At 72.0% G+C, this 22,418-nt stretch carries 20 protein-coding genes and 1 pseudogene; 7 read left to right on the top strand and 14 right to left on the bottom strand.

Features of this window, described 5'->3' with window-relative positions:
* Positions 1 to 19: 19 nt before the first annotated feature.
* Complete coding sequence (locus ACIQVL_RS49735; RefSeq protein WP_403436320.1) at positions 20 to 592, bottom strand: TetR/AcrR family transcriptional regulator; 573 nt, start codon at positions 590 to 592, stop codon at positions 20 to 22.
* A gap of 88 nt (positions 593 to 680) precedes the next feature.
* Between ACIQVL_RS49735 and ACIQVL_RS49730 the strand changes: the two genes are divergently transcribed.
* Positions 681 to 1,175 (top strand): FBP domain-containing protein, encoded by a 495-nt coding sequence (locus tag ACIQVL_RS49730; RefSeq protein ID WP_403436317.1) that lies wholly within the window; start codon positions 681 to 683, stop codon positions 1,173 to 1,175.
* Between the two features lie 90 nt (positions 1,176 to 1,265).
* Here ACIQVL_RS49730 and ACIQVL_RS49725 read toward each other — a convergent pair whose 3' ends face one another.
* Positions 1,266 to 1,964 (bottom strand): TetR/AcrR family transcriptional regulator, encoded by a 699-nt coding sequence (locus ACIQVL_RS49725; RefSeq protein ID WP_403479048.1) that lies wholly within the window; start codon positions 1,962 to 1,964, stop codon positions 1,266 to 1,268.
* 253 nt (positions 1,965 to 2,217) lie between these two features.
* Here ACIQVL_RS49725 and ACIQVL_RS49720 point away from each other — a divergent pair, with 253 nt between their 5' ends.
* Entirely contained in the window at positions 2,218 to 2,703 is a 486-nt protein-coding gene (locus tag ACIQVL_RS49720) for a nitroreductase/quinone reductase family protein (protein WP_403479047.1), read from the top strand.
* On the opposite strand, the gene ACIQVL_RS49715 is transcribed toward ACIQVL_RS49720, so the two are convergent.
* Positions 2,693 to 3,979, bottom strand: a complete 1,287-nt coding sequence (locus ACIQVL_RS49715; protein ID WP_403436311.1) for a geranylgeranyl reductase family protein — start codon at positions 3,977 to 3,979, stop codon at positions 2,693 to 2,695. The genes ACIQVL_RS49720 and ACIQVL_RS49715 overlap by 11 nt on opposite strands.
* 237 nt (positions 3,980 to 4,216) lie before the next feature.
* On the opposite strand from ACIQVL_RS49715, the gene ACIQVL_RS49710 reads away from it, so the two are divergent.
* Together ACIQVL_RS49710 and ACIQVL_RS49705 are read left to right on the top strand one after the other, a co-directional pair.
* On the top strand, positions 4,217 to 5,572 hold the full coding sequence (locus tag ACIQVL_RS49710) for a dipeptidase (protein ID WP_403436308.1): 1,356 nt from the start codon (positions 4,217 to 4,219) through the stop codon (positions 5,570 to 5,572).
* A gap of 166 nt (positions 5,573 to 5,738) precedes the next feature.
* Complete coding sequence (locus tag ACIQVL_RS49705) at positions 5,739 to 6,794, top strand: protein kinase family protein (protein ID WP_403479046.1); 1,056 nt, start codon at positions 5,739 to 5,741, stop codon at positions 6,792 to 6,794.
* Here the strand turns inward: ACIQVL_RS49705 and ACIQVL_RS49700 are convergent.
* From ACIQVL_RS49700 to ACIQVL_RS49665, 8 genes are all read right to left on the bottom strand, one after another.
* Positions 6,767 to 7,819 (bottom strand): ABC transporter ATP-binding protein, encoded by a 1,053-nt coding sequence (locus ACIQVL_RS49700; protein WP_403479045.1) that lies wholly within the window; start codon positions 7,817 to 7,819, stop codon positions 6,767 to 6,769. The genes ACIQVL_RS49705 and ACIQVL_RS49700 overlap by 28 nt on opposite strands.
* Complete coding sequence (locus ACIQVL_RS49695) at positions 7,816 to 8,937, bottom strand: ABC transporter ATP-binding protein (RefSeq protein ID WP_403436303.1); 1,122 nt, start codon at positions 8,935 to 8,937, stop codon at positions 7,816 to 7,818. Before ACIQVL_RS49695 ends, ACIQVL_RS49700 begins: the two co-directional genes overlap by 4 nt.
* The gene (locus tag ACIQVL_RS49690; protein ID WP_403479044.1) at positions 8,934 to 9,854 is read right to left on the bottom strand and encodes an ABC transporter permease; all 921 of its coding nucleotides are present in this window, start codon (positions 9,852 to 9,854) and stop codon (positions 8,934 to 8,936) included. The genes ACIQVL_RS49695 and ACIQVL_RS49690 overlap by 4 nt, the downstream gene beginning before the upstream one ends.
* Positions 9,847 to 10,833, bottom strand: a complete 987-nt coding sequence (locus tag ACIQVL_RS49685; RefSeq protein WP_403479043.1) for an ABC transporter permease — start codon at positions 10,831 to 10,833, stop codon at positions 9,847 to 9,849. The genes ACIQVL_RS49690 and ACIQVL_RS49685 overlap by 8 nt, the downstream gene beginning before the upstream one ends.
* 70 nt (positions 10,834 to 10,903) lie before the next feature.
* The gene (locus ACIQVL_RS49680; RefSeq protein WP_403436299.1) at positions 10,904 to 12,721 is read right to left on the bottom strand and encodes an ABC transporter family substrate-binding protein; all 1,818 of its coding nucleotides are present in this window, start codon (positions 12,719 to 12,721) and stop codon (positions 10,904 to 10,906) included.
* 257 nt (positions 12,722 to 12,978) lie between these two features.
* Positions 12,979 to 14,019, bottom strand: coding sequence for an NUDIX domain-containing protein (locus ACIQVL_RS49675; RefSeq protein WP_403479042.1), 1,041 nt, complete (start codon positions 14,017 to 14,019; stop codon positions 12,979 to 12,981).
* Positions 14,020 to 14,164: 145 nt separating this feature from the next.
* Positions 14,165 to 14,356 carry a hypothetical protein gene (locus tag ACIQVL_RS49670; protein ID WP_403436295.1) on the bottom strand — a complete coding sequence of 64 codons (192 nt, stop codon included), beginning with the start codon at positions 14,354 to 14,356 and terminating at the stop codon, positions 14,165 to 14,167.
* A 389-nt stretch (positions 14,357 to 14,745) separates the two neighbouring features.
* Positions 14,746 to 15,699, bottom strand: coding sequence for an ROK family protein (locus ACIQVL_RS49665; RefSeq protein ID WP_403436293.1), 954 nt, complete (start codon positions 15,697 to 15,699; stop codon positions 14,746 to 14,748).
* A gap of 213 nt (positions 15,700 to 15,912) precedes the next feature.
* Here ACIQVL_RS49665 and ACIQVL_RS49660 point away from each other — a divergent pair, with 213 nt between their 5' ends.
* Positions 15,913 to 16,998 carry a LacI family DNA-binding transcriptional regulator gene (locus ACIQVL_RS49660; RefSeq protein ID WP_403479041.1) on the top strand — a complete coding sequence of 362 codons (1,086 nt, stop codon included), beginning with the start codon at positions 15,913 to 15,915 and terminating at the stop codon, positions 16,996 to 16,998.
* 81 nt (positions 16,999 to 17,079) lie between these two features.
* Positions 17,080 to 17,877: a hypothetical protein gene (locus ACIQVL_RS49655; RefSeq protein ID WP_403479040.1), complete on the top strand. Its 798-nt coding sequence runs from the start codon at positions 17,080 to 17,082 to the stop codon at positions 17,875 to 17,877.
* On the opposite strand, the gene ACIQVL_RS49650 is transcribed toward ACIQVL_RS49655, so the two are convergent.
* Together ACIQVL_RS49650 and ACIQVL_RS49645 are read right to left on the bottom strand one after the other, a co-directional pair.
* On the bottom strand, positions 17,823 to 19,583 hold the full coding sequence (locus tag ACIQVL_RS49650) for a protein kinase (RefSeq protein ID WP_403479039.1): 1,761 nt from the start codon (positions 19,581 to 19,583) through the stop codon (positions 17,823 to 17,825). The two genes, ACIQVL_RS49655 and ACIQVL_RS49650, sit on opposite strands and share 55 nt — an antisense overlap.
* 171 nt (positions 19,584 to 19,754) lie before the next feature.
* A complete protein-coding gene (locus ACIQVL_RS49645; RefSeq protein ID WP_403479038.1) occupies positions 19,755 to 21,059 on the bottom strand; it encodes a DUF6986 family protein in 1,305 nt (434 codons plus the stop codon).
* Between the two features lie 195 nt (positions 21,060 to 21,254).
* Here ACIQVL_RS49645 and ACIQVL_RS49640 point away from each other — a divergent pair, with 195 nt between their 5' ends.
* Entirely contained in the window at positions 21,255 to 22,208 is a 954-nt protein-coding gene (locus tag ACIQVL_RS49640; RefSeq protein WP_403436281.1) for an endonuclease/exonuclease/phosphatase family protein, read from the top strand.
* A 78-nt stretch (positions 22,209 to 22,286) separates the two neighbouring features.
* On the opposite strand, the pseudogene ACIQVL_RS49635 reads toward ACIQVL_RS49640, so the two are convergent.
* A pseudogene (locus ACIQVL_RS49635) lies at positions 22,287 to 22,418 on the bottom strand (electron transfer flavoprotein subunit alpha/FixB family protein); the annotation flags it as partial.

Here is a 22,418-nt window from a genome sequence, read left to right as displayed (position 1 = left end):
TGTTCTGCGCGAAGGGGGGTCAGTCCGGGGTGGGCCAGTTGCGCAGCAGCGCGTCGAGGGCGTCGAGGACGCGGGTCCAGGACTGCTGGCTGTCGGGGGCGCTGTGGCTGAAGCCGCCGCTCAGCTCCAGGTCGACGTAGCCGTGGAAGACACTTCCCAGCATGCGGACGGCATGGGTCTCGTCCGGTTCCGTCAGGTCGTAGCCGCGCAGGATCGCCCGGGTCATCTGGGAGTGCCGGACACCGGCACTGGCCGCCGCCGTCTCCGGGTCGAGGCGCAGCCGGGCCGCCGTGTAGCGGCCGGGGTGGGCACGGGCGTAGTCGCGGTAGACGTCGGCGAACGCGACGAGGGCGTCCTTGCCGGCCCGGCCGGCCAGCGCGTCGGCGGCCCGGTCGGCGAGCTCCTCCAGCGCCAGCAGCGCGATCCTCGTCTTCAGGTCCTGGGAGCTCTTGACGTGCGAGTACAGGCTGGCGACCTTCACGTCGAACCGTCTGGCCAGGGCCGAGACGGTCACCTGGTCGAAGCCGGCCTCGTCGGCCAGCTCGGCTCCGGCCCGGACCAGCCGCTCCGTGCTCAGTCCCGCTCGCGCCACACCCGCTCCTCCGCCTTGACCTCTTACCTCTCACCGAGAACCGATTATGCATTTGCCTAAAAGCTTTAGGCAAATTAGCGTGCGTCACATGCGACAGCTGACCGAGCAAGAGATCCGCGGCGCCTTCGTGAACTGCACCAAGGGCGCGGCAAAACGCCTGAACATCCCGCACGACCTGACCGAAAGGCCGTGGGCCGACCTGGACTACTTCGGCTGGCGCGACCCCCAGGCACCCGACCGCGCCTACCTGGTGACCGAACTGGACGACGGTCACCCCCGGGCGGTGGCGCTGCGCTGCCCGAGCCCCGCCTCCTGGCAGAACCGGCGCAGCATGTGCACGATCTGCCTGACCACGCACACCGGAGGAGTCTCCCTGATGGTCGCCGCCAAGGCGGGGAAGGCCGGGCAGCAGGGCAACTCCGTGGGCGCCTACCTCTGCAGCGACCTCGCCTGTTCGCTGTACGTGCGGGGGAAGCGGGACGCGGGCGTGGGCGGCCGGATGCCGGAGTCGCTCACACTGGAGGAGAAGGTACGGCGGACGGTCGGGAACCTCGCCGCGTTCCTGGAGAAGGTGACCGGATGACCGGCCCGAACGGCCCGAACGGCCCGACGGACCTGAACTGCCCGACCTGCCCGGCCTGCCCGGCCTGCCCGACCGGATGACCCGGCACCGTCAGGAAAAGACCAGCCCCACACCGTGGGCGAGCTGTGCGGCCGCATGCCGGAAGAACCGTTCCCGTTCCGCTTCCTGCACGATCCCCTGGAACTGACCGAACAGTTCGAACCCGACCAGCCCGAACAGCTGGGCCCACGCCGCGGCCACGGCCACCGCCACCTCCGGCGGCAGGCCGGGCACCAGTTCGTCGGCCATCCGGCGGGCCTCGGGGGCGAGTTCGGCGGACACGGGGGTGCGGGCCAGACCGCGCCCCTCGAACGCCTCGCGCAGGATCCCGACGAGGACGAGGCCGACCCGGGCGGCCGGCGGAATGGTCGTCTCCGGCGCCGAGTAGCCGGGCACCGGCGAGCCGTAGATCAGCGCGTACTCGTGCGGATGGGTCAGCGCCCAGCCGCGCACCGCCTCGCACACGGCGACCCAGCGGCGCGCCGGGACGGCGTCGGCCGCAGCGGCGTGGGCGGACTCGGCGGCCTCGCCCAGGGAGTCGTAGGCATCGATGATCAACGCGGTCAGCAGGTCGTCGCGGCTGGGGAAGTAGCGGTAGAGCGCCGAGGAGACCATGCCGAGCTCGCGCGCCACCGCCCGCAACGACAGTTTGGCCGCGCCCTCGGCCGCGAGCTGCCTGCGTGCCTCGTCCTTGATGGCCGTGGTGACTTCCATCCTGGCTCGCGCTCGGGCGCCCTGCGGAGTGGTCATGGGACGCAGTTTGCCACGCTTGCAGAGCAGTGCACACGTCATGGAGCAGCGCACGCGATTTGGATCGCCGGCCTCGAATCGGATCACCTGTCTCGAATGGGAGCGGCGGTCTCGAATCGGAGCGGCGCCCAGACACAAGTGCACCGCTCAAAAAAGAGAGCACCGCTCTTGCAATGGATCACCGATCTCCCCACACTGGTCCTCAAGAGAGAGCACTGCTCTCCCAATCACATCCGACCAAGTGGGGGTCACCATGTCGTCGTCACAACCGCAGCGGCAGCCGCAGCCGTTTCCGAAGCCGTACTACGCCGAGGCCAACCCGGTGGCCGTCCGCATGAACAGCCTCGTCGGGTGGCTCGCCCGGCGCGGGATCAGCCTCGCGGGCAGCGCGGAGCTGTCCGTGCGCGGCCGCAAGAGCGGCAGGATGCAGCGCGTCCCGGTCAACCCGCACACGTACGACGGCATCCGGTACCTGGTCTCGGCGCGCGGCAACTCGCAGTGGGTGCGGAACATGCGGGTGGCCGGCGGCGGGGAGCTGCGGGTGGGGCGGAAGATCCGGGAGTTCACCGTGGTGGAGCTTCCCGACGCCGAGAAGCTCCCGGTGCTGCGGGCCTACCTGGAGAGGTGGGGCTGGGAGGTCAAGCAGTACTTCCCCGGGGTGACGGCCGGGTCCTCCGACGACGAACTCCTCGCGGCCGGCGCCGATCACCCCGTCTTCCGGATCACCGTCAGGAAGTGACGGCTTCCTCGTCGGCCGCGCCCTCCTCCGCCGGCACGTTCTCCTTCGCCGCCGGCTCCGGGCCGAAGGCGGTGAGGGCGCGCTGGGCGAGCGGGTGGGAGCGGATGAGTTCGCCGAGGGAGGTGCGGCCCTGGGTGATCTCCTTGAACGCCCGCCAGGCGGGACGGAACCCGGTCAGCGCCGCGTGGAACAGGCCGGGGCGGCGCTCGAACACCGCGAGCATCCGCTTGCCGACACTCATCTCGACGCCGAGGCCCGCCTTGACGGCGAAGGCGTAGTTCAGCGCCTGGCGGCGGGTGTCGACGGCGTCGTGGGCCTCGGCGATCCGTACCGCCCACTCCCCCGCGAGCCGGCCCGAGCGCAGCGCGAAGGAGATGCCCTCGCGGGTCCACGGTTCGAGCAGGCCCGCCGCGTCGCCGCAGACCAGGACCCGGCCGCGGGACAGCGGGGAGTCGTCGGCGCGGCAGCGGGTCAGGTGGCCGGAGGAGATGCTCGGCTCGAAGCCGGCGAGGCCGAGCCGGGCGATGAAGTCCTCCAAGTACCGCTTGGTGGCGGCGCCTTCGCCACGGGCCGAGATGACGCCGACGGTCAGCGTGTCGCCCTTGGGGAAGACCCAGCCGTAACTGCCGGGCATCGGGCCCCAGTCGATCAGGACCCGGCCCTTCCAGTCCTCCGCGACCGTCTCCGGCACCGGGATCTCCGCCTCCAGGCCGAGGTCGACCTGGTCGACCTTCACCCCGACGTGGGCGCCTATGCGGCTGGCGCTGCCGTCGGCGCCGACCACCGCGCGGGCCAGCAGGGTCTCGCCGCCCTGGAGCACGACCGCGACCGTCCGCCGGTCCGGGACCGCCGAGCCGTGCTGCTCGACGCGCTGCACGGCGGCGCCGGTGCGCAGCTCGGCGCCCGCCTTCTGGGCGTGCTCGACCAGCTGCTGGTCGAACTCGGGCCGGTTGATGAGCCCGAACATCATCTGCTTGGAGCGGCGGGTGCGGGTGAACCGTCCGTTGTTGGAGAAGGTGACCGCGTGCACCCGGTCCCTGAGGGGCAGCTCGAAGCCGGGCGGCAGCGCGTCCCGCGAGGGGCCGATGATGCCGCCGCCGCAGGTCTTGTAGCGGGGCAGCTCGGCCTTCTCCAGCAACAGCACGCGCCGTCCGGCGACCGCCGCCGCGTAGGCGGCCGAGGCCCCCGCGGGTCCCGCGCCCACCACGACGACGTCCCACACCCGCTGCGCGTCGTCCGCCTGCACGTCGTCCGCCGAAGAATTCTCGCCGCTCACGATGGTCCGCTGCTCCGATCAAGCCGTAGAAGCCGTATCAAGCCGTAGAGGCCGTTTCAAGCCGTAGGTGCGTTTCAAGCCGTAGGTGCCGGTAAAGCCGTGGGGCAGGATCCGTCCGCCCGTGGGCCGACACCTGTCACCTGTCCCCCCGCATCCTACGGCGGAGATCGCCGCAGGCCGCTGTGGGAGGATCGGTCCACTCACCAGTTCAACGTCGCACCCACGAGGAGCGTGCCCATGTCGTCCAATCCGGTCGCCGAGACCGTCGCCGCCCTGTTGCCCAGGGCCAAGGCGGAGCTCGCCGAGCTGGTGGCCTTCAAGTCGGTGGCGGACTTCGCCCAGTTCCCGAAGAGCGAGAGCGAAGGCGCCGCGAACTGGGTGGCCGACGCGCTGCGCGCCGAGGACTTCACGGACGTCGCCGTGCTGGACACCCCGGACGGCACGCAGTCGGTGTACGGCTATCTGCCTGGTCCGGAGGGTGCCAAAACGGTCCTGCTGTACGCGCACTACGACGTGCAGCCGCCGCTGGACGAGGCCGCCTGGACCACCCCGCCGTTCGAGCTGACCGAGCGGGACGGCCGCTGGTACGGGCGCGGTGCCGCCGACTGCAAGGGCGGCGTGATCATGCACCTGCTGGCGCTGCGCGCGCTGAAGGCGAACGGCGGCCTCCCGGTCAACGTCAAGGTGATCGCCGAGGGCTCGGAGGAGATGGGCACCGGCGGCCTGGAGCGGTACGCCGAGCAGCACCCCGAGCTGCTGACGGCGGACGCGATCGTCATCGGCGACGCGGGCAACTTCCGGGTGGGGCTGCCGACGGTGACCACGACACTGCGGGGCATGGCCATGGTCCGCATCCAGATCGACACGCTGCGGGGCAATCTGCACTCGGGCCAGTTCGGCGGTGCCGCCCCCGACGCCCTGGCCGCGCTGATCCGCGTCCTGGACTCGCTGCGCGCCGAGGACGGTTCCACGACGGTCGACGGGTTCGCGCCGGAGTCGCGGTGGGAGGGTCTGGCCTACGACGAGGAGCAGTTCCGCGAGGACGCCAAGGTGCTGGACGGTGTCGGGCTGATCGGTGACGGTTCGGTCGCGGACCGCATCTGGGCCCGGCCGGCGGTCACGGTGCTGGGCATCGACTGCCCGCCGGTGGTCGGCGCCACCCCGTCGGTACAGGCCGGCGCCCGCGCCCTGGTCAGCCTGCGGGTGCCGCCGGGCGTGGACGCGGCCGAGGCCGGCAAGCTGCTCCAGGCCCACCTGGAGGCGCACACGCCGTGGGGCGCCCGGGTGCGGACCGAGGTGGTCGGCCAGGGCCAGCCGTTTCGCGCGGACACCACCAGCCCGGCGTACCGGGCGATGTCCGACGCGATGGCGGTCGCCTACCCGGACGAGACGATGCAGTACGCGGGCCAGGGCGGCTCCATCCCGCTGTGCAACACCCTCGCCGGCCTCTACCCGCAGGCCGAGATCCTGCTGATCGGCCTGAGCGAGCCGGAGGCGCAGATCCACGCCGTCAACGAGAGCGTGTCCCCCGAGGAGCTGGAGCGGCTGTCGGTGGCGGAGGCGCTGTTCCTGCGGAACTACGCCGCGGGCTGACGCACCGGGGCGGCGGACATCCACGGTCCGCCGCCCTCCGCCGTGACCCGAACCGCTCCGCCCACAGCGCAGGACCCTCGCCGCGGGGACCCGGTGACCGCCGACGCGGTACGCAGGCCGCGGGAACCCGCGGACACCCACGGGCCGCCGCGGTGACCATGGAGGGATGACCGACACCGCGCACCGCATCGCCGCCCACACCGGCATCGCGACCTCCCTGGCCCTGCTCGGCGATGCCGAACTGGCCGAACTGGTCGCGGCCGGAGAGCCGCTCGGCACCGGGATCGGCGGCAGAGCGGTGCGGCTCACGGTGGACGGCAGGCCGGTGTTCGTGAAGCGGATCCCCCTGACCGACCGGGAGCGGGAACCGCGGCACACCCGCTCCACCGAGAACCTCTTCGGCCTGCCGGCGTACTGCCACTACGGCATCGGCGCGGTCGGCAGTCCGGGGTTCGGGGCCTGGCGGGAGCTGGCCGCGCACGAGGTGGCGACGGACCGGGTGCTGGCGGGCCGGTTCCCCGGTTTCCCGCTGCTGCACCACTGGCGGGTCCTGTCCGACGCGCCCGCCCCGCTGCCCGGCGAACTCGTCGACGTCGACAGGGCGGTGGCCTACTGGGGCGGCTCCGCGGGCGTGCGGGAGCGCATCGAGGGCCTACGGGACGCGTCCGCGAGCCTCACCCTGTTCCTGGAGCACGTCCCGCACACCCTGCACGACTGGCTGGACGCCGAACTGCGCACGGGCCGCGCGGACTCGGCCTGCGCCCTCACGGCCCACGGGCTGGAGGAACTCACCGTGTTCCTCTCGGAGAGCCGTCTCCTGCATCTCGACGCCCACTTCCGCAACATCCTCACCGACGGCCGGCAGCTGTATCTCACCGACTTCGGGCTCTCCCTCGGCTCCCGCTTCCGACTGGCCCCGGACGAACGGGACTTCTTCGACCGGCACCGGCACTACGACCGCGTGTACACCGTCTACCACCTGGTGATCTGGCTGGTGACCGCCCTGTACGGGTACCGGGGCGAGGAGCGCGCGGAGTTCGTGCGGGCCTGTGCCGGCGGGCGGCGGCCCGAGGGCATCCCGCGGGCCGCCGCCGACCTGCTGATGCGGCACGCCCCGCTCGCCGTCGGCATGGAGGTCTTCTGCCGGCGGCTGGAGCGGGAGAGCCGGCTGACGCCGTTCCCGTACCCGGACGGTCACAGCAGCTGCACGCTCTCCGCGTAGTGGCAGGCGACCGGGTTGCCGCCGCCCCGGTCGACCAGGTCCGGCACCTGCTCGACGCAGGCGGTGCGCTCGCCTTCGGTGAGCCGGCCGGCGAACTTGGGGCAGCGGGTGCGGAAGCGGCAGCCGCTGGGCGGGCGGACCGGGCTCGGGACGTCGCCCTGCACGGTGATCCGTTTCCGGGCCCGTTCCTTGCGCGGGTCGGGCAGCGGGATCGCCGAGACCAGGGCCTGGGTGTAGGGGTGGGCGGGCCGCGCGAAGAGCTGCCGGGCGGGGGCGATCTCCACCAGGCGGCCCAGGTACATCACCGCGACCCGGCCGGCGACGTGCCGCATCACGGAGAGGTCGTGCGCCACGAACAGGAAGGACAGGCCCAGTTCGCTCTGCAGGTCCATCAGCAGGTTGAGGACGCCCGCCTGGATCGACACGTCCAGCGCGCTGACCGGCTCGTCCAGCACGATGACCTTGGGGCGCAGCGCCAACGCCCGTGCGATGCCGATGCGCTGGCGCTGGCCGCCGGAGAACTCGTGCGCGAAACGGTTGCCGTGCTCGGGGTTGAGGCCGACCAGGCGCAGCAGTTCGCGTACCTCGTCGGCGCCGCCCGGCCCGTAGCGGCCGTGGATGCGCAGGGGTTCGGCGACGATCTCGTGGACGGAGATCCTGGGGTCCAGGGCGGCGTAGGGGTCCTGGAAGACGATCTGCAACTCGCGGCGCAGCGGTCGCATCTGACGTCTGCTCAGGTCGGTCAGCAGGCGGCCCCGGTAGTGCACGGTGCCCGAGGTGGCCGTCTCCAGGTTGAGCAGGGTCCGGGAGACGGTCGTCTTGCCGGAGCCGGACTCGCCGACCAGGCCGAGGGTCTCGTTCTCGTGCAGGTCGAAGGAGACCCCGCAGACGGCGTGCACGTCGCCGACCCGGCGCCGGACCACGCCCCGCGACATCACCGGGAAGTGTTTGACCAGGTCGCGGACCTGGAGGACGGGGTCGCCCGTGCCGCCGTGACCGGGCAGCGGGGGCAGCGGATCGGTCATCGGGCATCGTCCTCCAGGTCCGCGAACCGGGCCAGGGCCTCGGTGTCGGCGCCGACGGCGTCGAAGACCTCGCCGGCCGCCGTGTCCACGAGTTCGTCGGCGAAGTGGCAGGCGCTGCGGTGGGCGTCGGATCCGGCCGGGCGCAGGGCGGGTTCGGTGGTGTCGCAGGGCTCCCGGCGCAGCGGGCAGCGGGGCGCGAAGGGGCAGCCCGGGGGCAGGTTGAGCAGCGAGGGCGGGGAGCCGGTGATGGGGGTCAGGCGGTCCTCCTCGCGGTCGAGGCGGGGCAGCGAGCCGAGCAGGCCCAGGGTGTAGGGCATGCGCGGGGTGTAGAAGATCTCCTCGACCGAGCCGGTCTCCACGATCCGCCCGGCGTACATGACGGCGACCCGGTCGGTGTGGCCGGCGACCACCCCCAGGTCGTGGGTGATCAGGACGAGCGCGGCACCGGTCTCGGCGCGGGCGGCCTCCAGCGCCTCCAGGATCTGCGCCTGGACGGTGACGTCGAGGGCGGTGGTGGGCTCGTCGGCGATGATCACGTCGGGGTCGTTGGCGATGGCGATGGCGATGACGACCCGCTGGCGCATGCCGCCGGAGAGTTCGTGCGGGTAGCTGTCGACGCGCCGTTCGGGGCTCGGGATGCCGACGGTGCCGAGGAGTTCCACGGCGCGTGCGCGGGCCGGGCGTCTGCCGAGCCTCGGGTTGTGCCGGAGGAGGGTCTCGGCGATCTGGTAGCCGACGGTGTAGACGGGGTTGAGGGAGGTCATCGGGTCCTGGAAGACCATGGCGATGCCGCTGCCGCGTATGTCCGAGAGCCGGGCGTCGGACATCCCGAGCAGCTCCGTGCCCTCGAACCGGGCCGAGCCGCGCACCCGGGCCGAGCCGGGCAGCAGCCCCATCACGGCAAGGGCGGTGACCGACTTGCCCGACCCCGACTCGCCGACGATGCCCAGCGCCTCGCCGCGCTCCAGCCGGTAGCCGACGCCGCGCACCGCCCGTACGGTCCCGTCCTCGGTCGGGAACTCCACACTCAGGTCCTCGACCTCGAGAACGGCACCGGACTCCTCGCCCTTCCCCAGGACCCTGTCGATGCCGCCCTTGCCGTTGCCGGTGTCGGTCACTGTCGCACCCTTTGCTGCCGGGGGTCGAAGGCGTCGCGCAGTCCGTCGCCGATGAAGTTGATGGTGAGGGCGATGGCGATGATGAAGGCGCCGGGGATGTAGAAGAGCCAGGGCCGGGTGTCGACCGCGGTCTGTGCCTGGGCGACCAGCAGCCCGAGTGAGGTGTCGGGCGGCTGGACGCCGAACCCGAGGAAGGACAGGGCGGTCTCGGTGAGGATGCCGGTGGCGACCAGGATGGTGGCGTTCACGATGATCGGGCCGAGCGCGTTGGGCAGCAGGTGCCGGAAGATGATCCGGGTGTCGGAGGCGCCGAGCGCCCGGGCGGCCTCCACGAACTCCTTCTCGCGCAGCGACAGCACGGTCGAGCGCACCACCCTCGACACGTACGCCCAGGTCAGTCCGGCGATCACCACGGCGATCCAGTACCAGGAGCCGCCGCTGCGCGAGGAGATGACCAGCGCGATCGCGAACAGCGGGAGCGTCAGCACCAGGTCGGCGATGCGCATCATCAACGCGTCGACGAATCCGCGGTAGAACCCGGCGACGGCTCCCCACACGGCACCGACCAGGGTGGAGCCGAGGGCGATGAGGATGGCGATCTTCAGGGAGGTCTGGGTGCCGCGCATCACCTGGGCGTAGGCGTCGTACCCCGAGGAGTCGGTGCCGAACGGGTGCTTCCAGGACGGGGCCTCGGAGTTGTCCGGCGTGAACCTGGCGTACGAGTAGTGCCAGAAGTGCGGGCCGATGAACGCCCACAGCACGATCAGCACGAACACGACCAGGCTGATCATCGCGGCCCGGTGGCGCAGGAAGCGCCGCAGGACGAGCTGCGTCTGGGTGCGCTGCACGACGGTGAACTCGTGGTCGTCGCTCGGCGTCCGGGTACCGGCCGGCCCGACTGCTCCGATGTCAGTCATAGCGGATCCTCGGGTCGAGTACGGCGTAGAGCAGGTCGGCGAACAGGTTGAAGACGATGACGACGACGGCGGACAGCAGCAGCCAGGCCATGGTCCGGTAGACGTCGAGGGTGGTGGCGGCCTGGACGAGCATCTCGCCCATGCCGTGCCACTGGAAGATCGTCTCGGTGATGACCGCGCCGCCGAGGATGATCGCGATGTCGAGGGCGGTGACGGTGGCGAGCGGGATCAGCGCGGTGCGCAGGGCGTGCCGGGTGAGCACCCGGCCGCGGCGCAGTCCCTTGGCGCGGGCGAGCCGCACGTAGTCGCTGTCCAGGACTTCGAGCATGGCGGCGCGGGTGTAGCGGGTCCAGGAGGCGAAGGAGACCAGGGCCAGGGTGATGGTGGGCAGGATGAGGTGGCCGACGCGGTCGGTGAACTCGTTCCAGGTGGTGTCGACTTCGAGGTACGGGGACTTCTCGCCGATGGTGCCGAGGAACTGGCTGCCGGTCTCCTGGTTGAACCAGATGCCCGCCTGCTTGAGCAGGACGGCGAACCAGAACACGGGCATGGCGAGGAACAGGAAGCCGAGGAAGGTGATGGTGTAGTCGGCGACGCTGTACTGGCGGATCGCGCTGAACACGCCGAAGACGATCGCCATCACGAGGGCGAGCAGCATGGCGGCGGCGACCAGGGTGACGGTGACCCGGAAGCGGGTGAACAGGTCGTGGCCGATGTCCAGGTTGGACTGGACGGACGGGCCCCAGTCGCCGTGCAGGACGCCGGTGATCCAGTTCCAGTAGCGTTCCGCGACCGGTTCGTCGGCGTGGATGTGGCGGGCGAAGGCGGTCACGGCGGCCTTGCTGGGCGGCGGTTGCCGGGAGGTGGCGAAGTTGGCGACCGGGTCCCCGGAGTTGACGACGACCAGGAAGACGATGAACGTCGAGACGATCAGGACGGGTATGGAGACGAGGATGCGGCGCACGGTGTAGGCGAGCATGCGGTCTTCTCTCGCGGAGGCCCGGCCCCGGGGTCTCCGGGGCCGGGAATCGGTCCGGCTGGTCGTCGGGCTACTTCTTGAGGCCCCACTCGCCGACGTTGTACGGCGGTCCGACGTTGGTGGAGTTGTTGCGCATGTTGACGAACCGGGTCTGCACCGCGAGGAAGGTGGGTTTCTGGTAGAGCGGCAGCACGTAGGCGTCGTTGACCATGATCTGGTCGGCCTGGTTGAGCAGGGCGGCGGCCTTGGTCTGGTCGGTCTCGCCGATGGCCGTGCTGATCAGGGAGTCGACCTGCTTGTTGCTGTAGCCGCCGTAGTTGCCGCCGGCTCCGGTCGTCCACAGCTGCTGGGCGCCGCTGATCGCGAACGGCGAGGCGACCCAGGCGAAGACGATGATGTCGTACTGGTGACCGGCGAGGACCGTGCCGAGGTCGGCGGCGCCGATCGGCTTGATCGTGACCTTGATCCCCAGGTTGGCGAGGTCGCTCTGCAGGATCTGGCACTCGCTCTGCCGGATCTGGTTGCCCGTGGTGTAGCGGCAGTCGAAGGGTCCGACGGTCTTGCCGTCCGGGGTCTTCAGAGCGGTGCCGACTCCGGTGAACTTGGCGTCGGTGAGGTACTTCTTGGCCTTGGTGAGGTCACCCGAGCCCTGGCCGCCGGCGCTGACCACGTCCTTGTAACCGGCCGTTCCGGGGACGAAGTTGTGGTTGTACAGCTGCTTCACGCCGGGATCGAACTGGGCGACCGTCTTGGCCATGATGTCCTTGACGCTGATGGCCGTGAACATCGCCTGCCGCAGGGCCAGGTACTTGCCGATCACCGGGTTGTGCAGGTTGAGGTCGAAGTGCTCCCAGGTCAGCCCGCTGCCGATGGTGTAGGTGACGTTGGGGATGGCCTTGACCTGGTTGACGAGGTCGACCTCGGGCTGCGGGTAGATGCCCTGGACCTCGTTGTTGCGCAGCGCGATCGGCTCCTGGGTGGCGTCCGAGATCACCTTGAAGATCAGCCGCTGCAGGGTGGCCTTCTGGCCCGTCCACTTCGGGTCGGGCTCGTAGGTGGCGTGGTCGTTGTCCACCCACTCGGTCATCCGGTACGGGCCCGCGGTCGCGTACTTGGTGGGCGGGTTCTTCTGGAAGTACTGCCAGCCCTGGGTCAGCTGGGCGGCCGTCATGTGAGCCGCGTCGCCGGCCGTGGCACCGGAGACCTTCTCGGCGACGTGCGCCGGGTAGAACGGGTAGCCCGCGCCGAACAGGGACTTCCAGTCGGCGTAGGGTTTGGCCATCACGACGGTGACGGTCTTGCCGTTGTCGGAGCCGGTCACCGACTTGATCCGGTCGTAGCCGGCGGTGCTCTCCGGCAGACAGCCCTTGGTCTGGGTGGAGTCGCTGGCGGGCGGCGGCGGGCAGTCCTTGCCGTCGTTGGTGCGCCAGTAGTAGACGAAGTCGTCGGCGGTGATGGCGGTGCCGTCGTTCCAGGACGCCTTGGGGTTGATCTTGTAGACCAGGGTCTGCGGGCTTGCGCTGGTCTGGGTCGCCGAGGTCACCAGATCGGTGTTGAGCTTGACGCTGAAGTCCGGCTGCGGGACGTACACCTGGGGCAGCACGGGGCTCAGCGCCTCGGCGTTCTCGAAGGTGTTGCCGTTGGTGTCCTGTACGTTCCACTGCTGGATGTTCTTCTCGATGACGTAGGTGAAGGTACCGCCGGCCTTGGTGGTGCCGGAGTTGCAGGTGTCGGCCTTGCCCTGGGTGGCGCAGGACGTGAGGCCGGCGGAGGTGCCCTTGCCGCCACTGCCCCCGCCGCCTCCCCCGCTGCTGCAGGCGGCGAGCGCCAGGACGAGCCCGGCGGTCAGTGCGAGGCCCCTCGTGAGGGCCGAAGAGTGCGCGCGCATGTCCCTCCTTCAGCCGGTCGTTGTCCGGCCTGTGCACGGCGGCCAGCGGCCGCGAGGAAGTTGAGCTGCGCACCGACGGTAGAACGTCTGTGTACCTCCTTCACGTTCTTGTTCATACCGGGACGGCGACAATTCACCCTCGTTTCCCCCTAGGAACCTTCCACCCCGTGCAAAGTCCCCTACACACGCCCCCGAAATGCCAAAGTCCCCGCCAACATCATTGATGCGGCGAGGACTTGACGGACTTTCAGGGAATGTCAACCGACCGGGACTCCGGCCTCCAGGTAGAGCGCCGCACCTCGCTCGCGGGCCCGCAGCGCCCAGCGCAGCCGCTCGTAACGCACCGAGGGCAGCAGGTCGGCGGCCTCCTGCTCGGTGACGAACCGCCAGTCCCGCAGTTCCGGCCCCGGCAGCACCAGCCGCCGTGCCTCGGCGGAGTCGAGCCGGCCGCCGTCGAAGAGCAGGCGCAGGCCGCCGTAGCGGGGTGGCGCGGGCTGCTCCCAGTCGACGACGAGCAGCCCCGGCAGTTCCTCCAGCCGGATCCCGGTCTCCTCCTCGACCTCCCGCACGCCCGCCCGAGCGGGGGCCTCACCGGGCTCGACGACACCGCCGGGGAACTCCCAGCCGGCCTTGTAGGTGGGGTCCACGAGGAGGACGCGGTTGTGTTCGTCGAAGAGGAGGACGCCTGCGGCGACGGTCTCGGCGGTGGGTTCGGGGGTTTGTACTATGTCACATACCGCGGCTTCGCCACTGCCCACCGCCTCCGCGACCCGCACCGCCGTCTCGTAGGGACTGAGCGCGCTGGTGTCGACGAGATGGGCGTCGGCGCTGATCCAGGAGGCGAGGGCGGTGCGGTAGGGCTCGATCCGGTCGTACGACCACTGCCGGATCCGCATCTCCCCGTCGGGCAGGTCGGGCGGGATCTCCCGGTCGGCTATTCGCTCGCGCAGGATCGTTTCCGCCGGGGTGAGGCACAGGTGCCGGACCGCGATCCGGCGCGCGGCGAGGCCGCCGAAGATCTCGTCGCGGTACTCCTGGCGCAGCAGCGTCATCGGAACCACCAGGGTTCCGCCCAGCTCCGCGAGCATCGCGGCCGCCGTGTCGATCACCAGCCGGCGCCAGATCGGCAGATCCTGGAAGTCGCCGGCCTCGGCGAGGTGCTTCGCCGGCAGCAGGTGTGTCAGCGCCCCGCCGATGAGCTCGGGGTCGAAGAGCGTGCTGTTCGGGATCAGTTCGATCAGTTCACGTGCGGTGGTGGTCTTACCCGCACCGAACGCGCCGTTGACCCAGACGATCACGGACTCCCCCTCTTCTGTTGGCCCCCTGTGGCTTGCCCGCTCCACACTGCCACGGAAACCAGTTCCCGTTGAGGGCGCGCAATCGACAGTGCCGGCGTCCGCCGCCCGGAACACCGGCACTGTCGTCCACTCGGGCTCCGCCGGGCTACTCCTGCCCCAGGAAGTCCGGGTCGGTCTGGAAGCTGTCCTCGCCGACGACGTGGCCGACGTGCTCCAGGGTGTCCGAGACGTACAGGTCGCCGAGCGGGCCTTCGTCGGCCGCGTGGGACGGGGTGATGGCGGCCACGACGAATCCGGTGGCCAGGCTGGCGATGGCGAGCATGCTGCGCTTCTTCATGCCCGTCTCAACTGCGCCGGCGGCCGGGGGTCACGGGCGTACCCGCGAGGGGAGCAATGCGGCACGCCCGAGCGGGGACCGGGCGTGCCGGGGCCCCGGACACCGGACGGCGCGAATCGCTGCGGCCTGGACGGCAGCCGGTCCGGCGAGCCCGGCCGGGCCGCCGCGCGCACCCCGCCGGTCACCGGCCCCGGCGGTACCCCGGCCCGGAGGGTTCCGGTGCCGCCGGCCGGCTGCGCCCTGCCCGAGCGCCGGCCGGCGTCCGGCCGCTCCCGCGGGGCGCCGAGTGCGAGCGCACCGCCGCCCGCGGCCCGGTCGGCCGGGCCTGAACCCCGGCCGACCGGGCCTGAACGTTCCTGCGCGGCCTGACGACCGCCGTCGGACCGCTGTCAGACCCCCGCCGCCTCCGCGTCCGGCCTGGCGGCCAGCGCGGCCGCGGCGGCGCCCACCAGGCCCGCGTCCGTACCCATCTGCGCCGGTACGACCGTGAGTCGCTGGACGAAGGAGAGGGTCGCGTAGTCGGTGAGGGCCTTGCGCAGAGGCGTGAAGAGGATGTCCCCCGCCTTGCCGACGCCTCCGCCGATCACCGCGATGTCGATCTCGACCAGGGTCGCGGTGGCCGCGATCCCGGCCGCGAGCGCCTGGGCGGCCCGCTCGAAGGAGGCCACCGCGACGGGGTCGCCGGACCGGGCCGCGGCCGCCACCGCCGCCGCCGAGGTGTCGCCGTCGGGACCCGGCTGCCAGCCGCCCTCCAGGGCGCGCCGGGCGATATTGGGGCCGCTGGCGATGCGCTCGACGCAGCCGCGCGACCCGCAGGGGCAGGGATCCCCGTCGAGGTCGACGCTGATGTGGCCGATGTGGCCGGCGTTGCCGGTCGGGCCGGGGTGCAGCCTGCCGCCGAGCACCAGGCCGCCGCCGACGCCCGTCGAGACCACCATGCACAGCGCGTTGTCGTGGCCGCGGGCCGCGCCCTGCCAGTGTTCGGCCGCCGTGATCGCGACGCCGTCGCCGATCAGCTCGACCGGCAGCCCGCCGGTGGCCGCCCGCACCCGCTCGACGAGCGGATACTCCCGCCAGCCGGGCACGTTGACCGGGCTCACGGTGCCGGCGGAGGCGTCCACCGGGCCCGCGCTGCCGATCCCGAGCGAGCGGGCGCGCCCCCACAGCGGTGAACCGGCGAGTTCGCCGACCACCTCCTCGACGGCCCGCATGACCGTCTCGCCGTCCTGCTGGGCGGGTGTGGCGCGCTGGGCGCGCGCCTGGATCCGTCCGTGACCGTCCACCAGCGCGCCGGCGATCTTGGTGCCGCCGATGTCGAGGGCCGCCACGAGGTCGGTGTGCATCAGAGTCAGTTCTCCCCGTCAACCATGAGTAGCCGAGTGACACAACAGGCCGGTCAAGCGGTGGGGACGCAGGCCGGAGATTGCGGTGGACAGTCTCCCTTGCATCTGACAACGTTGTCCAGGCTCTATGCTCGACGCCACATCCTCATACAAACCCACGAGCCTGTGTATCCCTGATACAAACCCATGAGCCCAGACGCGATTCATGAGCCCATGCATCCCGTGGACGACAGGACAGGACGCCGCATCGTGCCCGACACCTCCCGCCGCGCAGACCGTCTCCCCGGCTCCCGTTACGGGACCCGGCCGACGATGAAGGACGTGGCGGCGCGGGCCGGGGTGGGCCTCAAGACGGTGTCGAGGGTGGTCAACGGCGAGCCCGGGGTGACCCCGGACACCGAGCGCCGGGTGCAGGAGGCGATCGACGCGCTGGGCTTCCGCCGCAACGACAGCGCGCGGGTGCTGCGCAAGGGCCGTACCGCGAGCATCGGCCTGGTCCTGGAGGACCTCGCCGACCCGTTCTACGGCCCGCTGAGCCGCGCGGTGGAGGAAGTGGCCCGAGCGCACGGGGCGTTGCTCATCAACGGGTCCAGCGCCGAGGACCCGGAGCGGGAGCAGGAACTGGCGCTGGCACTGTGCGCGCGGCGGGTGGACGGCCTGGTGGTGATCCCGGCCGGGGACGACCACCGGTACCTGGAGCCGGAGATCAGGGCGGGCGTGGCGACGGTGTTCGTGGACCGCCCGGCCGGGATGATCGACGCGGACGTGGTGCTGTCCGACAGCTACGGCGGCGCCCGGGACGGGGTCGCCCACCTGATCGCGCACGGCCACCGCCGGATCGGGTTCATCGGCGACATGCCCCGGATCCACACGGCGGTCGAGCGGTTGCGCGGTTACCAGACGGCGATGGAGGACGCCGGGATAGCCGTCGAGGCCGCGTGGACCTCCCTCGGCGTGACGGACCCGGAGCGGGTGCGCCGGGCCGCCGAGGAGATGCTGTCGGGGCCGGAACCGATCACGGCGATCTTCGCGGGCAACAACCGTGTCACCGTCACCGTGATCCGCGTCCTCGCCGAGCAGTCCCGCCCGGTCGCGCTCGTCGGGTTCGACGACATCGAACTCGCCGAACTGCTGCACCCGGGCCTCACGGTCGTCGCCCAGGACGCGGCCCTGCTCGGCCGCACGGCCGCCGAACGGCTCTTCCGCCAGCTGGACGGCACCCTCATGGCACCCGAGCGCATCGAGCTGCCGACCAGGCTGATCACTCGCGGCTCGGGCGAACTGCCCCCGGCGGACTGAGCCGCGCATGACGGACCGGACGCTCACGGGACCGAGCCGCCACAGGGCCGCCGGCCGGGAGTTCGCCGGAACGAGCCGCCCGTGACCGGCCGTACGCTCGCCGAGCTGGGCCTCGACGAGGCGCCGCGCGACCATCCGCTGACCTACCCCGGTGTCTGGCCGGCCGACTCCGGGCTTCTCGACGGCGACCGGCTGCTGCCGCTCGGGCGTCTGGTGCACGACGAGGACCGGGTGCCGGTGCTCGCGGTCGGCTCCAACGCCTCACCCGCCCAGCTCCAGCACAAGATGGCCGAGTTCGGTGTCACCGGTGCCATCCCCATGGTGCGCGCCCGGGTGCGCGGCCTCGACGTCGGCGTCTCCGCGCATGTCAGCCGCCTCGGCTATGTCTCGGCGTCCCCGGTCGCGTCCCCTTCGGCGGTCCGGGAGTTGTTCGTCCTCTGGCTGGACGGGCGGCAGCTGGACGTGATCGACGCGAGCGAGGGCGTACCGCTGCCGCACGGCAACTTCGTCCGGGCCTGGCTGCCCGCCCCCGCCGTCCGCGCCACTCTCGCGGACGGCACGACGCTCCCGGGCGTGCACGCGTACGTCAACCGGCACGGCGTGCTGCACGACGGCACCGGCGCGCCCCGCCGCCACCCCGGCGAGCGCACCCTGCTCACCGAACTCCTCGCGGAGTCGGCCGAGTTGAGGGAGCTGTTCGGTGGCACGCCGGAGCAGTTCTGCACGCGGGCGCGAGCCGACGCGGCGCTGTGCGGGCGGGGCACCCGGCTGTTCGCGGAACGGCAGTGGGCGGTCGCGTCGGGGCTGGAGCGGTACGTCCGTGCTCAGCAGACGGGAAGTCCGGGGAGCGGCTCGTCGTTCGTGCCGCCCTTGATGTAGACGTCGCTGATGTACACGCCGGTGTTGCCCTTGTCGTCGTCGGTCTCGGCCCACCAGACGTTGGTCCGCCGGCCGTGGGTCTCCCGGCGGCCCAGGTCGGCCTGACAGTAGAACGAGTGAACGCCCTGGCGGACCTTGCCGACCTTGACGCCGTCGGCGGTGTAGGACTTGGCGCCGCCACTGCGCACCTGGCAGGTGTACGTGCCGTCTCCCACGGGCGCACAGACCGGGACGGGGGTGGCGGATGCGGTGGCCGAAGCCGTCGCGGTGGCGGGGGCGGTGGCACCGGCGGTGCCGGAACCGCCGGAGGGGCTGGGGCCGGTGGTCTGCGCCCCGGACGGTGTGGCGGCGGCGCCGTCCGCCGGTCCCGCCGGTCCGCCCCCGGCGGCGTGCGTGGCGCTGCCGGCCGGTACGGTGCCCGTCTCCACGCCCTGCCCCACGGGATCGGCCCCGGCCGGGTGCCCGGCACCGGTGCCGCGGGCGCTCTCCGAAGCGCCGGCCGGCGTCGGGGCGGGCGGCCCCGCGTCCGTCTTCGCCGTCTGCCCCCGGTCGTTGCGTAACGCGACGGTCAGGCCGGTCGCCGTGAGGACGACGGCGACGGCCACCACGACGAGCAGCCGGGCGCGGCGGCGGGTGCGGCCCGGCCGGGTGGGGCTCATCGGGCCGTCCGGGCTGCCGGGCACCGGCTCTAATCTTCGGGCGGGCACCAGCTCGGCACCCGGGGTCCCGGCTCCCGTGACGAGTCCGGCGGCGGGTACCGGGGCGAGCTGTCCGACATGCTCCGGGGCGGGCCCGCATTCCGCCGACGGCGCCGCCGGCTCGGCCCCGCTCTCCGGCCGCTCGGGCTCCGGCCGCTCGGGCTCCGGCCGCTCGGGCTCCCGCTCCCGCAGGACCGTCGTCGGCGTGTCCGGGACCGGTTCCCGCGCCACCGCCCGCAGCAGCGCGCAGGCCTCCTCGGCGTCCGGGCGGGCGTCGGGGAGCTTGTCCATCAGGCGCCGCAGCACGGGCGCGAGCGGGCCGGCCCTGCGGGGCTCCGGGAGGGGCTCGTCGACGATCGCGGTGAGCGTCGAGAAGGTGGACGTACGGCCGAACGGCGAGGCGCCCTCCACGGCCGCGTACAGGGCGGCGCCGAGGGCCCAGATGTCGGAGGCCGGGCCGGGGGCCGCGCCCTTGGCCCGCTCGGGCGCCAGGTAGTCGAGGGAACCGACGAGTTCGCCGCTGCCGGTCAGCTGGGTGGCGGAGCCGTCGCCGGGATCCGCCATGGTGGCGATGCCGAAGTCGGTGAGGACGACCCGGCCCGAGCGGTCGAGGAGGATGTTGCCGGGCTTGACGTCGCGGTGCAGGACGCCGACCCGGTGGGCCGCGGCCAGGGCGTCCATGACCTCGGCGCCGACGCGGGCGGCCTCCTGCGCCCCGAGCGTGCCGTGCTCGCGCAGCAGGTCGTCCAGGGAGGGTCCGTCGACCAGTTCCATGACGATCAGCGGGCGGCCGTCGACCTCGGCGATGTCGTGCACGACGACCACCCCGGGGTGCCGCACCCGGGCGGCGGCCCGCGCCTCGCGCTGCATCCGCAGCCGCAGGTCGGCGAGTTCGGGTGCGGCGCTGTCGGTGTAGGCGCGCAGTTCCTTCACGGCGACCTCGCGGCCGAGGACCTCGTCGACGGCGCGCCACACCACACCCATACCACCGCGCCCGAGCCTGGCCACGACCCGGTACCGCCCTGCCAGCAGGCGACCGGTCCCGTCAGCCTGTCCGTACGAACCCGACACCGCAGCCCCGATCCTGTGAAACCCGTCCGTGAATGGCGCACCAGAGTACGGGGCAGTGACAGGGTCGGTTCAAGTCGACTGGAAAAGCTGTGACTTGACCGGTACGCGCTACTTCCCAAAGGCCGTCAGGTCGCCGCGCCGGGGCACCGCGAAGCCCTCCAGATCGGCCCGGGTCAGCCCGGTCAGCCGGGCCACCTCGCCGTTGTCGAGGGCGCCGCAGTCCAGCCCACGCAGCAGGTAGCCGCTGAGCGCCTTGGCGGTGGCGGGCTCGTCCATGACGTCGCCGCCGGCGCGGCCGGCGTACCGGGCGAGCCGGGCGGCCGCCTGCTCCAGGCCCTCGCGGTAGAACGCGAACACGGCCGCGTACCGGGTCGGCAGGTGGCCGGGGTGCATGTCCCAGCCCTGGTAGTAGGCGCGGGCCAGGGCGCGCCGGGTGAGGCCGTAGTGCAGCCGCCAGGCGTCGTGCACCTTGGCCGTCGGGCCGACGGGCAGGACGTTGGTGGAGCCGTCCGACACGCGTACGCCCGTACCGGCGGCGGCGACCTGCATGACCGCCTTGGCGTGGTCGGCGGCCGGGTGGTCGCTCGCCTGGTGGGCGGCGGAGACCCCGAGGCAGGCGCTGTAGTCGAAGGTGCCGTAGTGCAGTCCGGTGGCGCGGCCCTCGGCGGCCTGGATCATCCGGGCGACGGTGGCGGTGCCGTCGGTGGCGAGGATGGACTGGCTGGTCTCGATCTGGATCTCGAAGCCGATCCGGCCGGGCTCCAGTCCGTGCGCCTTCTCGAAGGCCTCCAGGAGCCGCACCATCGCGGTGACCTGTTCGGGGTAGGTCACCTTGGGCAGGGTCAGCACGAGTCCCGCGGGCAGTGGCCCGGCCGCGATCAGCCCGGTGAGGAAGATGTCGAGGGTGCGGATGCCCCGGTCGCGCACCGGCGCCTCCATGCACTTCATCCGGATGCCCATGTACGGCGCGGCCGTGCCCTCGGCGTACGCCTCGGCGATCAGCCGGGCGGCGCGGGCGGCGGTCTCGTCCTCCTCGGCGTCGGGGCGGGGGCCGTAGCCGTCCTCGAAGTCGACGCGCAGGTCTTCCACCGGCTCCCGCTCCAGTTTGGCGCGGACCCGGGAGTGGACCGGCTCGGCGAGGTCGTCGGGCAGGCCGAGGACGGCGGCGAAGGCGGCGGCGTCGGGGGCGTGTTCGTCGAGGGCGGCGAGGGCCCGGTCGCCCCAGGAGCGGATCGTGCCGGCCGTGAAGGCGTCGCCGGGGACGTACACGGTGTGGACGGGCTGCCGGGTCCCCGGATCACCCGGATAGCGGCGCTCCAGTTCGGCGTCGACGGGTGCGAGGGAGGCGCTGATCCCCTCGCTGACGGCGCCCGCGAGGCTCGTCGCCACCTTCTCCTGCCGGCCCTGGCCCATCCCGCACCCTCCTGTTTTCCACTGTACGGAATCAACAATCCGTTGAATGAAGGTATCCGGGTGCCGTCGGGGCGGTCAACACCGTGTCCACGGGCCGACACGCCCCCATCTGGGCATGTTCACGCTCATCACACTCCTGGGTATCACACTGCTCAACGCCCGCCCGTCCGGCTTGTGCCCCCTGAAGGAGCCGTCGTGCCGAACCAGCGCCGAGTCACCCGCCGGCTGGGACTGCAGGCCCTGTTGGCCGCAGCGGTCACCGTGCCCCTCTCCAGTGCCGCGATCACCACCTCGTCCGCCTCCTCCGTCTCCGCCGCCGGCTCGCGGGCCCGCCGGGTCGCGACCCTCGCGGCACCGGCGCGGCCGGCCCCCCGCCTCGACGTCATGACCTTCAACCTGCGGTACGCCAGCACCGCCGAGCCCAACAGCTGGGCCGACCGCCGCCCGGTGATGGCCGAACTGCTCCGCCGCGCACAGCCCCAGGTCATGGGCACCCAGGAAGGCCTCTACCAGCAGCTGCGCGACATCGACAGCGACCTCGGACCGCACTACGACTGGGTCGGCACCGGCCGCGAGGGCGGCAGCCGGGACGAGTCGACCGCCGTCTACTACGACCTGCGGCGCCTGGAACCCCTGGAGCACTACACCTTCTGGCTCTCCGACACCCCCGAGGTCATCCGCTCCAACACCTGGGGCGCCGCCTTCCCCCGCATCGTCACCTGGGTCCGCTTCCGGGACCTTGCCGACGACGGGCGGGAGTTCTACGTCGCCAACACCCACTTCGACCAGAAGAGCCAGTACGCCCGCGAGCGCAGCGCCACGCTCCTGGTGAAGCGGATCGCGGAGTTCGACCGGCGGCTGCCCGTGGTGGTGACCGGCGACTTCAACGCCTACGCCCACAAGAACCGGGCCTACGACACCCTGGTGGACTCGGGGCTCGTCGACACCTGGGACGCGGCGGAGCACCGCGGCCCGCAGTACGCGACCTTCCACGGCTACCACCGCCTCAAGCCGGACGGCGACCGGATCGACTGGATCCTGACCTCACCGGGGGTGACCACGCATCAGGCGTCGATGGACACCTTCTCGATGCACGGTCAGTTCCCGAGCGACCACCTGCCCGTGCAGGTCTCCCTGAGCCTGCGCTGAACCGAGGCGGTGCCTGCACGGCGAGGCCCCCGCGACCGGTGTCGGTCACGGGGGCCTCGGACTGCCCGGCGGCGGTGATCAGCCCTTGCGGGCCTTGACCTCCTCGGTCAGCTGCGGGACGACGTCGAAGAGGTCGCCGACCACGCCGAAGTCGACCAGCTCGAAGATCGGGGCCTCGGCGTCCTTGTTGACGGCCACGATCGTCTTGGA

It is taken from the genome of Streptomyces sp. NPDC090499, from assembly GCF_044769305.1.
Lineage (GTDB): Bacteria > Actinomycetota > Actinomycetes > Streptomycetales > Streptomycetaceae > Streptomyces.
This window is presented reverse-complemented; position numbering and strand designations above follow the sequence as displayed.

Excerpts from the sequence above, each read along its gene's own strand:
- ACIQVL_RS49685 (WP_403479043.1), bottom strand. The coding sequence starts at position 10,833 with ATGCTCGCCTACACCGTGCGCCGCATCCTCGTCTCCATACCCGTCCTG.
- ACIQVL_RS49690 (WP_403479044.1), bottom strand. The coding sequence starts at position 9,854 with ATGACTGACATCGGAGCAGTCGGGCCGGCCGGTACCCGGACGCCGAGC.
- ACIQVL_RS49645 (WP_403479038.1), bottom strand. The coding sequence starts at position 21,059 with ATGGGCCAGGGCCGGCAGGAGAAGGTGGCGACGAGCCTCGCGGGCGCC.
- ACIQVL_RS49720 (WP_403479047.1), top strand. The coding sequence starts at position 2,218 with ATGTCGTCGTCACAACCGCAGCGGCAGCCGCAGCCGTTTCCGAAGCCG.
- ACIQVL_RS49680 (WP_403436299.1), bottom strand. The coding sequence starts at position 12,721 with ATGCGCGCGCACTCTTCGGCCCTCACGAGGGGCCTCGCACTGACCGCC.
- ACIQVL_RS49730 (WP_403436317.1), top strand. The coding sequence starts at position 681 with ATGCGACAGCTGACCGAGCAAGAGATCCGCGGCGCCTTCGTGAACTGC.
- ACIQVL_RS49665 (WP_403436293.1), bottom strand. The coding sequence starts at position 15,699 with ATGCACACCGACCTCGTGGCGGCCCTCGACATCGGCGGCACCAAGATC.
- ACIQVL_RS49710 (WP_403436308.1), top strand. The coding sequence starts at position 4,217 with ATGTCGTCCAATCCGGTCGCCGAGACCGTCGCCGCCCTGTTGCCCAGG.
- ACIQVL_RS49700 (WP_403479045.1), bottom strand. The coding sequence starts at position 7,819 with ATGACCGATCCGCTGCCCCCGCTGCCCGGTCACGGCGGCACGGGCGAC.
- ACIQVL_RS49725 (WP_403479048.1), bottom strand. The coding sequence starts at position 1,964 with ATGACCACTCCGCAGGGCGCCCGAGCGCGAGCCAGGATGGAAGTCACC.
- ACIQVL_RS49705 (WP_403479046.1), top strand. The coding sequence starts at position 5,739 with ATGACCGACACCGCGCACCGCATCGCCGCCCACACCGGCATCGCGACC.
- ACIQVL_RS49670 (WP_403436295.1), bottom strand. The coding sequence starts at position 14,356 with ATGAAGAAGCGCAGCATGCTCGCCATCGCCAGCCTGGCCACCGGATTC.
- ACIQVL_RS49660 (WP_403479041.1), top strand. The coding sequence starts at position 15,913 with ATGCATCCCGTGGACGACAGGACAGGACGCCGCATCGTGCCCGACACC.